Source organism: Pseudomonas sp. MWU349, from assembly GCF_017947325.1.
GTDB lineage: Bacteria > Pseudomonadota > Gammaproteobacteria > Pseudomonadales > Pseudomonadaceae > Aquipseudomonas > Aquipseudomonas protegens.
On record NZ_JAFEVP010000005.1, the window covers coordinates 205,327 to 217,033 of the forward strand.

11 protein-coding genes and 1 riboswitch are annotated in these 11,707 nt (G+C 63.4%); of the genes, 3 read left to right on the forward strand and 8 right to left on the reverse strand.

Annotated elements, in window-relative coordinates:
* Positions 1 to 9: 9 nt before the first annotated feature.
* The 4 genes from KCG88_RS21060 to KCG88_RS21075 all read right to left on the reverse strand — a co-directional run bounded on the left by KCG88_RS21060 (position 10) and on the right by KCG88_RS21075 (position 2,661).
* The gene (locus tag KCG88_RS21060; RefSeq protein ID WP_015633927.1) at positions 10 to 618 is read right to left on the reverse strand and encodes a YqiA/YcfP family alpha/beta fold hydrolase; all 609 of its coding nucleotides are present in this window, start codon (positions 616 to 618) and stop codon (positions 10 to 12) included.
* Positions 619 to 685: 67 nt separating this feature from the next.
* Entirely contained in the window at positions 686 to 1,501 is an 816-nt protein-coding gene (gene cpdA, locus KCG88_RS21065; protein WP_210713024.1) for a 3',5'-cyclic-AMP phosphodiesterase, read from the reverse strand.
* A 99-nt stretch (positions 1,502 to 1,600) separates the two neighbouring features.
* Entirely contained in the window at positions 1,601 to 2,053 is a 453-nt protein-coding gene (locus KCG88_RS21070; RefSeq protein ID WP_011058915.1) for a DUF1249 domain-containing protein, read from the reverse strand.
* Positions 2,044 to 2,661, reverse strand: a complete 618-nt coding sequence (locus tag KCG88_RS21075; protein ID WP_011058914.1) for an NUDIX domain-containing protein — start codon at positions 2,659 to 2,661, stop codon at positions 2,044 to 2,046. The genes KCG88_RS21070 and KCG88_RS21075 overlap by 10 nt, the downstream gene beginning before the upstream one ends.
* 224 nt (positions 2,662 to 2,885) lie before the next feature.
* Here KCG88_RS21075 and KCG88_RS21080 point away from each other — a divergent pair, with 224 nt between their 5' ends.
* Positions 2,886 to 3,632, forward strand: a complete 747-nt coding sequence (locus tag KCG88_RS21080) for an RsiV family protein (protein ID WP_047283671.1) — start codon at positions 2,886 to 2,888, stop codon at positions 3,630 to 3,632.
* Here KCG88_RS21080 and cytX read toward each other — a convergent pair.
* The gene (gene cytX / locus KCG88_RS21085) at positions 3,601 to 4,893 is read right to left on the reverse strand and encodes a putative hydroxymethylpyrimidine transporter CytX (RefSeq protein ID WP_047283670.1); all 1,293 of its coding nucleotides are present in this window, start codon (positions 4,891 to 4,893) and stop codon (positions 3,601 to 3,603) included. The genes KCG88_RS21080 and cytX overlap by 32 nt on opposite strands.
* A 229-nt stretch (positions 4,894 to 5,122) precedes the next feature.
* On the reverse strand, positions 5,123 to 7,012 hold the full coding sequence (thiC, locus tag KCG88_RS21090; RefSeq protein ID WP_210713025.1) for a phosphomethylpyrimidine synthase ThiC: 1,890 nt from the start codon (positions 7,010 to 7,012) through the stop codon (positions 5,123 to 5,125).
* A gap of 164 nt (positions 7,013 to 7,176) precedes the next feature.
* Positions 7,177 to 7,281: riboswitch (TPP riboswitch) on the reverse strand.
* 196 nt (positions 7,282 to 7,477) lie between these two features.
* On the opposite strand from thiC, the gene KCG88_RS21095 reads away from it, so the two are divergent.
* Positions 7,478 to 8,908 (forward strand): TolC family outer membrane protein, encoded by a 1,431-nt coding sequence (locus KCG88_RS21095; RefSeq protein ID WP_011058910.1) that lies wholly within the window; start codon positions 7,478 to 7,480, stop codon positions 8,906 to 8,908.
* Between the two features lie 100 nt (positions 8,909 to 9,008).
* Here KCG88_RS21095 and waaA read toward each other — a convergent pair whose 3' ends face one another.
* Both waaA and KCG88_RS21105 read right to left on the reverse strand, forming a co-directional pair.
* Positions 9,009 to 10,289: a lipid IV(A) 3-deoxy-D-manno-octulosonic acid transferase gene (gene waaA, locus KCG88_RS21100; protein WP_210713026.1), complete on the reverse strand. Its 1,281-nt coding sequence runs from the start codon at positions 10,287 to 10,289 to the stop codon at positions 9,009 to 9,011.
* 22 nt (positions 10,290 to 10,311) lie between these two features.
* The gene (locus KCG88_RS21105) at positions 10,312 to 11,196 is read right to left on the reverse strand and encodes a LysR family transcriptional regulator (RefSeq protein ID WP_015633922.1); all 885 of its coding nucleotides are present in this window, start codon (positions 11,194 to 11,196) and stop codon (positions 10,312 to 10,314) included.
* A 110-nt stretch (positions 11,197 to 11,306) separates the two neighbouring features.
* On the opposite strand from KCG88_RS21105, the gene KCG88_RS21110 reads away from it, so the two are divergent.
* The gene (locus KCG88_RS21110) at positions 11,307 to 11,639 is read left to right on the forward strand and encodes a multidrug efflux SMR transporter (RefSeq protein ID WP_011058907.1); all 333 of its coding nucleotides are present in this window, start codon (positions 11,307 to 11,309) and stop codon (positions 11,637 to 11,639) included.
* Positions 11,640 to 11,707 lie beyond the last annotated feature (68 nt).

Below are 11,707 nucleotides of genomic sequence, written 5' to 3' on the forward strand. Positions count from 1 at the left end.
GGCGGGGCTTCACAGTGCGGTGAAGTCGATCGCCTGGTACTGATCGGCAGTGATGCCGGCAAAATTCAACATCGCCGGCAATTGTCCGGCAAAACCTTGGAAACTATGATCGCCGCCGGCCTGTATGCGCAAGGCGCAGGCGCGGTAGTAGCGCTCGGCGCTGCGATAGTCCAGCGTCTCGTCCCCGGTCTGCAACCACACCTGATAACGCTCCGGGTCCTGGGGTGGCGCCACTTCCAGCGCCGCCAGGGCCGCGACATGGTCGTGGGTCAGCTCCCAGGTCTCGTCGGTGTACAGGTTCTTCTGCGTGCCCAGATAACCGTCGAACATCCGGTGCGGGCTGACAGCAGGGTTGATCAGCAGGGCCTTCAGACCATAACGCTCGGCAAGGTGAGTCGCATAGTAGCCGCCGAGCGAGCTGCCGACCAGCAATGGACGACCGAGTTCGGCAATCGCCTGTTCCAGCTGGCCAATGGCCTGGCGCGGATGGTGATGCAGGGCCGGCACCCGCAGTTGCCCGGCCAGGCCGAGCTGCTCCATGACCTGGCGCAACTGGGAGGCCTTGGTCGATGCCGGAGCACTGTTGAAGCCGTGGATATAGAGGATCGAACCGGACATGCGAACTCCCTGTGCACCTGGGCAAAAGCCGCAGTTTACAGGGATGGGACCAGGTTACGCAGCCGCTTCAGTAGCCTTCGCTACCGTAGTCGATGGTGAATTCGTAGCCTTCGACCCGTTGCACGCCGGTTTCCAGCCGTCCATCGGGTAGCAGCCGCAACCAACGGTAGCCCGGCATCTGCTCCTCGACCTTGAAGTCGTCGCTCAAGGGCTCGAACTGGATGCAGGTGGAAGGTGAGGCCAATAGCCGCACGTCGCCCCGCAGCCGATCGATCTCCTGGTGGACATGCCCCCAGAGCACGGCGCGCACCTGGGGGAAGGCGTCGATCACGGCAAACAGCGCCTGGGCATTGCGCAGGCCGATGGGCTCCATCCACGCGCAGTCGATGGACACCGGATGGTGATGCAGACAGATCAGGTGGTGCCGCTCTGGTGCTTCGCTCAGGGAGCGGGTCAGCAGTTGCAACTGCTCATCCTGCAGATAACCCGGTACCGAACCCGGCACCGCCGAGTCCAGCAAGGTGATGCGCCAGTTGCCGATGTCCACCACCGGCTCCAGCAAGTCACTGCCGCTGGCAACCTGCTCCATGAGCTGCGGCTCGTCATGGTTGCCTGGCAACCAGCGGCCGGGCGCCGGAATCTGTCGGGTCAGCTGACGAAAGCGCTGATAGGACTCCAGCGTGCCGTCCTGGGACAGGTCGCCGGTAGCCAGCATCAGGTCGATCCGTGGCTGCTGCGCCAGCACCAGGTCGATGACCCGTTGCAGGCTGTCGGCGGTGTTCATGCCCAGAAGCGTGCCGTCCGTCTCGGCAAACAGATGGCTATCGGACAGCTGCACCAGCAACACGGGGTCGGCGGCAGTCAGTGCGGATACGCTTGGCACGGCGTTCTCCCGGAGCAAGATCACAAAGCGTGAAGAAGGGGGCAATTATGCTGGGGGAAGTGAAAAAGAGGAAACCTGGGAAGCGGACCCAGTTCACATCTAGCGCACGGCTTCGAACTCGTGACCACAGGCCAGGCAGTGGCTCAGCCACTCGCCGAGGAACACGTTCAACTGGGCCTTCTCATCAGGCTGGTGCATGAAGGCATTGGGATAGGGATAGATGCTGCGAAAACGCCGGGCATGTTCGGCACTGATGACTTCCGCCATGCGCGCGTCGTGATAGACCTGCACTTCCAACTGCGGCACAGGCAGCCAGGGCAGGCTGTGCTCCTGGCGTACCTGCAAGGTGGTGGTGTACGGGCAGGCCAGTACCACTTCCAGGGCCAGTACGCCGAGCATCTGGTCGCCCTGGGTCACGGCGATGCGCCGCGCCACAGGCTGGTTGCGCATGTCGGGCAGCAGGCGCATCAGCCGGGCGTAGTTGGCCTCGCAGGAAGCTTGCAGCCCCGCGAGATCCACCCGATAGCGGTCGCGAACCTTGTTTACGACCATAACCCCCTCACTTCCGCGCGATTGAGCGCCAGCCACTGCAAGGCAATGATGCTGGCGGCATTGCAAATCCGCCCGTCGCGCATGGCCTGCAAGGCATCCTCATAGGCCATCACGCACACACGAATGTCTTCCGCCTCTTCCTCCAGCCCATGCAGCCCACCGGCGGCGCTGCTGTCGCAACGCCCCAGGTACAGATGGACGAATTCGGTGCTGCCACCGGGCGACGGGAAGTACTGGGTCATCGGCCATAGCGCCGAGATGTCCAGGCCAGCTTCCTCCTGCGCCTCGCGGCGGGCAACCTGTTCCGGCTGCTCGTCCTTGTCGATCAGCCCGGCCACCAGCTCCACCAGCCAGGGCGAAGCCGTCTTGCCCATGGCACCGACACGGAACTGTTCGATCAGCACCACTTCATCGCGCTGCGGGTCGTACGGCAGTACGCAGACCGCATCGTGACGGACAAAGACTTCACGATTGATTTCACGCCCCATGCCACCGGCGAACAACTCATGACGCAGTTGCAGGCGATCGAGCCGGTAGAAACCCTGGAAACAGTTTTCGCGCCGGATGATCTCGACGGCACTCGGCGTGGAGTTGGCAAAGTCAGTCATAACAATCCTCGTGTACAGCGTCTTCGACCCGAGGATCCCCCTCGACTTCGCGCCATCCTAACGCGCTCGCGGCTGATCATGCAGCCCCTTTACCCTCAGCGGGATAGACGGCGAGGGGCTAAACCTACTCTAATTGCCTCTATTGAGCTTAGTGGCGAACCGACTGCCTCGCAGGCAGTCGAAGCCGGTAACTTTTGCCTCCCCCTGGTTTATGAAGGACGCCCATGTCGCTTGTCAAAATCGCCTCCGTGGCCTGTATCGCCCTGACTCTGGGTGCCTGCCAAAGCCTGTTTCAACCCAGCTACATGACCCCGCTGGAAACCACCCGGGACAAGTCCGAGCAACTCAAGCCCGGCTGCAGCGGCGCCGACTGCCCGCTGGTCAACCTCGACACCGTGCACTTCCCCGCCGAACCGCAGCTGGATGCCATCGTCGAAAAGCGCCTGCTGCAAATGACCCGCACCAGCCCCGATGCTGCGCTGCCGGCCAGCCTTGCGGCCTATCGCGAGCAGTTCCTGCGCAGCGCGCCGGACCGCCACGGCATGTACCTGCAATCCAAGGTACGCGAGCAGCATGACGGCCTGGTGATCATCGAACTGGCCAGTTACCTGGACACCGGCGCCGCCAACGGCACCCCGGGCCGTGGCTTCGTCAACTATTCACGCCAGCAGCACAAGGCCCTGAACCTGGCGGACATGCTCCTGCCCGGCCAGGAAGAGATGTTCTGGAAAGCCGCGCGGGTCGCCCACAACAACTGGATGATCAGCACTCACCTGGATCGCGAGGCCGAGTTCGTGAAGACCTGGCCCTTCCAGAAGACCCAGAACGTAGCGCTGACCCGCAACGCCGTGACCCTCAAGTACGACGTCACCACCATCGCGCCCTCGGTCCTGGGCCACATCGAACTGCAGATCCCCTACGACCGGCTCAAGGGCGTGCTCAAGCCCGAACTGTTTCCTGGCGGTAACTGAAAGCCCGGCCCAACAGCCATTGCAGCAGCCCTGCCAGCACCAGTGACGGCAGGGTTGCGCCGATATCCGGGTACAGATTGGCCAGCAGATGATAGGTGCTCACCCCACCCAGCCAGGCCAGCAGCGCCGGCCAGCGCAAGGCTGACACCGGGTTCTGCCCCGAGCGCCGACGCAGGATGAAGTGATCCACCAGCACCACGCCAAACAGTGGCGCGAATACCGAGCCGATCAACAGCAGGAAGTTCTGGTACTGGGCCAACGGTGCCAGGCAGGCGATCAGGGTGCAGAGCACGCCAATGGCCAGCGCCAGGTGCTCGACCTTGAGGCGCAGCAGGATGCCGCTGGAAACCGCCGCCGAATGGATATCGGCAAAGGCGTTCTCCGACTCGTCCAGCAGGATCAGCAGCAACGGAATCCCCAGCCCGGCCCCGGCCAGCGCCAGCAGCAAGGCATTCACTTCACCACTGGGAGCGAAGGCCAGGGTGTAGGCGACGCCCAGGCTCATCAACCAGAAATTACCGATGAAAAAGCCCAGGGCCGTGCCGCCGAACACACTCTTGGCACGCTTGCCGAACCGCGAGTAGTCGGCGATCAGCGGCAACCAGGACAAGGGCATGGCGATGGCGATATCGAAGCCCACGGCGAACGGCATCGAGCCGTCCCCAGCCTGGGCCCAGAGCGCCGCCAGGTCGGCTCGGGCGAAGAGGTTCCAGGTCAGCCACAGGCACGCGGCCAACAATAACCAGATCCCCCATTTGCGCAGGATCTGCCGGACGAAGGTCAAGGGCCCGCTGACCGCCAGCAAGGTGGCCAGGGCACCGAAAAACAGGGTCCAGAGCAACGGGTTGGCCAGCAGGCTGCCTTCGCTGAAGGCCCGGCTGCCCAGAAGGCTCGCGGCATCGCGCATGACGATGATTTCAAACGAGCCCCAGCCCACCAGTTGCAACAGGTTCAACAGTGCCGGCAGGCTGGCGCCGCGCCGGCCCAGGCTGAGCTTGAGCGCCGCCATGGACGATAGGCCGGTGTCGCTGCCGATCACCCCCACCGCCGCCAGCAGCAGAACGCCGACCGCGGTGCCGAGCAGGATCGCCAGCAGCGAATGGGCCAGCCCCAGGCCTGGCGCCAGCAAGGCGCCGGTCTGCAGCACCATCAGGCCGATACCGAGGGAAAACCACAGGGAAAACAGATCGCGGGCGCCAAACACGCGCTTGTCGGCCGGTACCGCGAGATCGGGAGAGTAGGTACTGATTGGACTGCTCAAGGTTGGTATCTCGAAGGAATAGGGTCTGCAGGAGCCGGTTTGCCGGCCAAAGCGCCACCTTGTCGAGAGCGCGGCGCCCGGTTCGCGGGCAAGCCCGCTTCTACAGGAATGTTCAAGGGGGCTATCTCGAACGCCCAGCCTCTGCAGGAGCCGGCTTGCCGGCCAAAGCGCCATCTTGTCGAGAGCGCGGCGCCTGGTTCGCGGGCAAGCCCGCTCCTGCAGAGAGGGGTCAGACTTTCTTGTACAGCTGGCTGCCTTCCTGCTTGAAGCGCTCGGCCTGTTCCGCCAGGCCCTTGGCGACCTCCACATCCACCGCTTCGATGCGCTGGTTGGCTGCGTACTCACGCACTTCCTGGGTGATCTTCATCGAGCAGAACTTCGGCCCGCACATGGAGCAGAAATGCGCGACCTTGGCCGAATCCTTGGGCAGGGTCTCGTCGTGGTACGAGCGGGCGGTGTCCGGGTCCAGGCCGAGGTTGAACTGGTCTTCCCAGCGGAACTCGAAACGCGCCTTGGACAAGGCGTTGTCGCGGATCTGCGCGCCCGGGTGACCTTTTGCCAGATCCGCAGCATGCGCGGCGATCTTGTAGGTGATGATCCCGGTCTTCACGTCATCCTTGTTCGGTAGGCCCAGGTGTTCCTTGGGCGTGACGTAGCAGAGCATGGCGCAGCCGAACCAACCGATCATCGCCGCACCGATACCGGAGGTGATGTGGTCGTAGCCGGGAGCAATGTCGGTAGTCAGCGGGCCGAGGGTGTAGAACGGCGCCTCGTCGCAGCACTCCAGCTGCTTGTCCATGTTCTCCTTGATCAACTGCATCGGCACATGGCCCGGGCCTTCGATCATGCATTGCACGTCATGCTTCCAGGCGATCTTGGTCAGCTCGCCGAGGGTTTCCAGTTCGCCGAACTGGGCTTCGTCGTTGGCGTCGGCAATCGAGCCCGGACGCAGGCCATCTCCCAGGGAGAAGCTGACGTCGTAGGCCTTCATGATTTCGCAGATTTCGTCGAAGTGGGTGTAGAGGAAGTTCTCTTTGTGGTGTGCCAGGCACCACTTGGCCATGATCGAACCGCCGCGGGAGACGATACCGGTGACCCGCTTGGCGGTCAGCGGCACGTAACGCAGCAAGACGCCTGCGTGGATGGTGAAGTAGTCCACGCCCTGCTCGGCCTGCTCGATCAGGGTGTCGCGGAACAGCTCCCAGGTCAGGTCCTCGGCCACGCCATTGACCTTTTCCAGGGCCTGGTAGATCGGTACGGTACCGATCGGCACTGGCGAGTTGCGGATGATCCACTCGCGGGTTTCATGGATGTGCTTGCCGGTGGACAGGTCCATCACCGTGTCCGAACCCCAGCGGATGCCCCAGGTCAGTTTCGCCACTTCTTCCTCGATCGAGGAGCCCAGGGCGCTGTTGCCGATGTTGCCGTTGATCTTCACCAGGAAGTTGCGGCCGATGATCATCGGTTCCAGTTCGACGTGGTTGATGTTGGCCGGGATGATCGCGCGGCCACGGGCGATTTCCTCACGGACGAACTCAGGGGTGATTTCCTTGGGGATGCTGGCGCCGAAGCTGAGGCCGGCGTGTTGCTGGGCCAACAGGCCGGCGGCGCGGGCCTCTTGCAGCTTCATGTTTTCGCGGATGGCGACGTATTCCATCTCGGCGGTGATGATGCCTTTGCGGGCGTAGTGCATCTGGCTGACGTTGGCCCCGGCCTTGGCCCGGCGCGGGTTGTTGACGTGGGCGAAGCGCAGCTTGGTCAGCTCCGGGTCGGCCAGGCGCTGCTGGCCGAAGTTGGAGCTCAGGCCGGCCAGGCGCTCGGTGTCGCCACGGTCTTCGATCCAGGCCGAGCGCACATCGCCCAGGCCCTTGCGCACATCGATCACCACATTCGGATCGGTGTAGGGGCCGGAGGTGTCGTACACGGTCACCGGGGCGTTGATCTCGCCGCCGAAGTCGGTGGGGGTCACGTCCAGGGTGATTTCGCGCATGGGCACGCGGATGTCCGGGCGCGAACCCTGGACATAGACTTTTTGCGAGCGGGTAAAGGGCTGAACCGATTGTTGGTCGACTTGGGCCGACTCACTGAGATTGCTAGCGTTTTTTAATTTTGTCGTCATCACGGGCTCTCCAGACAGCATCCAGGCAGTGGATTTTTGTCGGAGCGAACCTGTAACGGACGGACGCACCCTGTCTAAGCAACTAGTGAGTGCAGTGCTTGGTACTCGAGGGGGTGTTCGATTGTCGAACAACATCCCGGACGAAGCACAAGAGGACTCGCCGGGGGACGAGAAATCTTGTTCCCTACGCAGGCGCTAACCTGATCAGGTTCAACGGGATCCGGATTATCCGATCTCAGCCTCATAGCAAGGCACCCCGACAAGAACCGGGCCAGTCTAGACAAAGCCACAGCAGAACGCCAACCCCCGTACGATCAGCATGATGAATGGCGTAATTGCAGGATTGTTGCCACCCCCCAGCGCATCTACACTCGTTGCCCTGAGTCGAGCCTTGACGCTCTGAGGGTCGCGCCTTAGCCTTGGCGCCTGAATTATTGCCGTAATATCAACTCTAGGGATCGCCGAATGCTGCGCAAACTCTCACTGGCTGTTGCCGTGTCTTGTGCGTCCAATGGAATGGCCTGGGCAGCAGAAGCGCCTTTGACCACCAAGACCGACCTGGTCAGCGTCTACCAGGAAGCGGTGGACAACAACGCCGATCTGGCCGCTGCGCGCGCCCAGTACGGTGCCCAGAAGGAAGTGGTGCCCCAGGCTCGTGCCGGGTTGCTGCCTAACCTTTCGGCCGGCGCGGACATGAACAACACCCGCACCAAGTTCGACGAACCGTCGATGACCTCTACCCGCAGCGGCAACGTCTACCAGGCGACCCTGGCCCAGCCACTGTTCCGGGCTGACCGCTGGTTCCAGCTGCAGGCGGCCAAGGACATCAACGAACAGGCTTCCCTGCAACTCTCGGCCACCGAGCAGAACCTGATCCTGCAGAGCGCGGAGAACTACTTCGCGGTGTTGCGCGCCCAGGACAACCTGGCCTCGACCAAAGCCGAGGAAGCGGCCTTCAAGCGTCAGCTGGACCAATCCAACGAGCGCTTCGACGTGGGCCTGTCGGACAAGACCGACGTCCTGCAATCCCAGGCCAGCTACGACACTGCCCGAGCCAACCGGATCCTTGCCCAGCGCCAGGTGGATGATGCCTTCGAGGCCCTGATCACCCTGACCAACCGCGAGTACAACTCGATCCAGGGCATCGTCCATACCCTGCCAGTGCTGGCGCCGACCCCCAACGACGCCAAGGCCTGGGTGGACACCGCCGCCAAGCAGAACCTCAACCTGCTGGCCAGCAACTACGCAGTCAGCGCCGCCGAGGAAACCCTCAAGCAGCGCAAGGCCGGGCATGCCCCGACCCTGGACGCGGTGGCGCAGTACAAGAAAGGCGACAACGATGCTTTGGGCTTCAGCAACCCCAACCCGCTGACGCGCTATGGCAGCGACGTCGAACAGCGCTCCATCGGCCTGCAACTGAACATTCCGATCTACAGCGGCGGCCTGACCAGCTCCCAGGTGCGCGAATCCTACTCGCGCCTGAGCCAGACCGAGCAACAGCGTGAATCCCTGCGCCGCCAGGTGGTGGAAAACACCCGCAACCTGCACCGCGCGGTGAACACCGATGTCGAGCAGGTCCAGGCCCGGCGCCAGTCGATCATTTCCAACCAGAGCGCAGTGGAGGCCACGGAGATCGGCTACCAGGTAGGCACGCGCAATATCGTCGATGTGCTCGACGCCCAACGCCAGCTGTACACCTCGGTGCGCAACTACAACAACAGCCGCTACGACTACATCCTCGACAACCTTCGCCTGAAACAGGCGGCCGGCACCCTCAACCCGGGGGACCTGCAGGACCTGTCGCGCTATCTCAAGGCCGACTACAACCCGGATCGCGACTTCCTGCCGCCAGACCTGGCCAAGGCCGCCCAGGAGCAGCTCAGGGCCCGCCCCTGAAGGTCGCAAGCATGAAAAAGGCCACCATTGCGGTGGCCTTTTTCATGGCGGTGTAACGGCCTTTTACAGCCACTGCGACAGCGGCTACAGAAGGCGACGATCAGTGCCTGCCCAGGAGGCGGCCAAGGCCGTCGAGCAGCCGTTGCAAGGCGCCCTGGTTGGCCTTGAGCACCTTGAGCCCGGCATCGGCCATCTTGCGCGCATCCTGGGGTAGCTCGAACAGACGCTGCACCGCCACCGCGAGCCCCTCGGCATCGTCCACTTCCTGCAAGGCTCCGGCCTCACGCAGCATCGCGGCGATTTCCAGGAAATTGAACAGATGCGGCCCGCTGATCACCGGCTTGGCCAGGGCTGCCGGCTCCAGCAGGTTGTGCCCACCGTTGGGCACCAGGCTGCCGCCGACAAAGGCGCTGTCGGCCAGGGCATAGAGGAACAGCAATTCGCCCATGGTGTCCCCCAGCAATACCGAGGTGGTGGCAAGCACCGGCTCGGCTGTAGAACGGCGCACCGTGGCAAAACCCTGCTGCCGGCACAGCTCATGCACCGAGTCGAAGCGTTCCGGGTGCCGCGGCACCAGGATCAGCAAGGCATTGGGGTAACTGCCCAGCAGTTGCCGATGGGCATCGAGCACCACCGCGTCTTCGCCCTCGTGGGTACTGGCGGCGATCCACACCGGGCGATCCATGGCCTGCCATTGCTGGCGCAACTCAGTGGCCCGCTGCAGCAACTGCGGGTCGATGCTCAAGTCGAACTTGATCGATCCGGTCACTTGCACAGTCTCGGGGCGGGCCCCAAGCCGGAGGAAACGCTGGGCCTCGGCTTCGGTCTGCACCGCGAACAGGCTCATCTGCGCCAGCATCGGTGCGGTCAGCCGAGCAAAACGCCCATAGCCCTTGGCCGAACGCTCGGACAACCGGGCATTGGCCAGGGCCACCGGAATCCCGCGCCGGGCACACTGGTCGATATGGTTGGGCCACAGTTCGGTTTCCATGATCACCGCCAGCTTGGGCTGCACCCGATCGAGAAACCGCGCTGCGGCGCAAGGCAAGTCGTAGGGCAGGTAGCAGTGCTGGACCCGCGGCTCGTTGGCAAACAGCGCGTGGATGCGCTCGGAGCCGGTGGGAGTCATGCAGGTCACGGTAATCGGCAGCTGTGGATAACGCGCCAGCAGCGCCCGGATCATCGGCGCGGCAGCGATGCTCTCGCCCACCGACACCGCATGCACCCAGATGCCACCGGGTTGCATGGTGGGCAAGCCGAGAGAGAAGCGCTCGCCAATGCGCTTGGCATAAGCCGGCGCCTTGCGCGAGCGCAGCCACAGGCGAATCGCTACCAACGGCAGCCCCAGGTAAAACAATGCGGTATAGAGAGTTCTATTCATGGCGGCGGAGTTTATCGGTTTTTTAGCCGATCGCCTTCAGGTGCACGGCAAAACGTTCTGCCAGCCAGTGCGCCGCGGGGCCCAGAGGTTCGTCGCGGCGCCAGGCCAGTTCCACCACCAGTGCCGGGGGCGTCCATTGGCTGGCCAGCTCCACCATCTGGTTCTGATAGGCCGGGTACTGCACCACATGCCGTGGCAACCAGGCCCAGCCCAGCCCGCGCATCAGCCATTCGGCCAGGACGTAGAAGCTGTCAGCCCGCCAGACCTGGGGGCTGACCTGCTCACCACCGGGGTAGCCACTGGCTTGCGGAGCGATGAGCAACTGCCGGTGTAGCGCCAGCAACTGGCGGTTGACCCTTTTCTCATGGGCCAGCGGATGCCCCACGGCGCAGACAGTGACCATCTCCACACTGCCCAGGGCCCGGCGCTCCAAAGTTTCCGGCATCTGCTCATGGTGAAACAGCAACCCCAGGTCGGCCCGGCGCTCCACCAGTTTGCGCGCCACGTCGCCCTGGGCCCCGCTGGCCAGTTGCACCTCCAGGCTGGGAAAGTGTTCCGCCAAAGCCTCCAGGCTGTCGAGCACCGGCTGATAGGGCATCGCCTCGTCCTGGGCCAGGCGCAACCGCGCTTCCTGGCCGCGCATCAAGGCCAGCGCCCGACCATTGAGGCGGTCGCACTGACGCAGGATCTCCCGCGCTTCCTGCAGCAGTGCACTGCCCGCCTCCGTCAGCCTTGGCTGGCGGCCACTGCTGCGTTCGAACAGGCTGACCCCCAGGTCATCCTCCAGCTGGGCGATGGCACTGCTGATGGCCGATTGCGCCTTGCGCTGCTGGCGGGCCACGGCAGAAAACGAACGCAGTTCGGCGACCCCGACAAACAGGCGCAACTGCTCCAGGTTCCATTGCATGTTCATGGCGCAACCTATCTAGCATCCAGATAGGTAATGACTTTACCCCATCTGAACTTTCTCTAGAATGCCGACCTCATAAAGCAGCCCCAGCCCCGAGGAACCCTCCCATGAACGCTTACTACTACCTGGCTATCGCCATCTGCGCGGAAGTGATCGCCACTGTTTCAATGAAAGCGGTCAAGGGCCTGAGTACTCCGCTGCCCCTGGCATTGATCATCGTCGGCTACGGCGTGGCCTTCTGGATGCTGACCCTGGTGGTGCGTACGGTGCCGGTGGGTGTGGCCTACGCGGTATGGGCCGGCATGGGCATCGTCATGGTCAGCATCGCCGCGCTGTTTCTGTACGGCCAGAAGCTGGACATCCCGGCGATGCTGGGCATGGCGCTGATCGTCCTCGGCGTGGTGGTGATCCAATTGTTCTCGAAAACCGCCGGGCACTAGAAAGCAGCCTCACGCCACACGCCTCGAGCGGCCAGAGTGAGCGCCAAGCTTGCAGCTTGAGGCCTGAG

What these genes read in the sequence shown, in the direction of transcription:
- KCG88_RS21110 (WP_011058907.1), top strand. Translation starts at nt 11,307, where the DNA reads ATGAACGCTTACTACTACCTGGCTATCGCCATCTGCGCGGAAGTGATC.
- thiC (WP_210713025.1), bottom strand. Translation starts at nt 7,012, where the DNA reads ATGACGACAAAATTAAAAAACGCTAGCAATCTCAGTGAGTCGGCCCAA.
- KCG88_RS21075 (WP_011058914.1), bottom strand. Translation starts at nt 2,661, where the DNA reads ATGACTGACTTTGCCAACTCCACGCCGAGTGCCGTCGAGATCATCCGG.
- KCG88_RS21060 (WP_015633927.1), bottom strand. Translation starts at nt 618, where the DNA reads ATGTCCGGTTCGATCCTCTATATCCACGGCTTCAACAGTGCTCCGGCA.
- waaA (WP_210713026.1), bottom strand. Translation starts at nt 10,289, where the DNA reads ATGAATAGAACTCTCTATACCGCATTGTTTTACCTGGGGCTGCCGTTG.
- KCG88_RS21070 (WP_011058915.1), bottom strand. Translation starts at nt 2,053, where the DNA reads ATGGTCGTAAACAAGGTTCGCGACCGCTATCGGGTGGATCTCGCGGGG.
- KCG88_RS21105 (WP_015633922.1), bottom strand. Translation starts at nt 11,196, where the DNA reads ATGCAATGGAACCTGGAGCAGTTGCGCCTGTTTGTCGGGGTCGCCGAA.
- KCG88_RS21095 (WP_011058910.1), top strand. Translation starts at nt 7,478, where the DNA reads ATGCTGCGCAAACTCTCACTGGCTGTTGCCGTGTCTTGTGCGTCCAAT.
- KCG88_RS21080 (WP_047283671.1), top strand. Translation starts at nt 2,886, where the DNA reads ATGTCGCTTGTCAAAATCGCCTCCGTGGCCTGTATCGCCCTGACTCTG.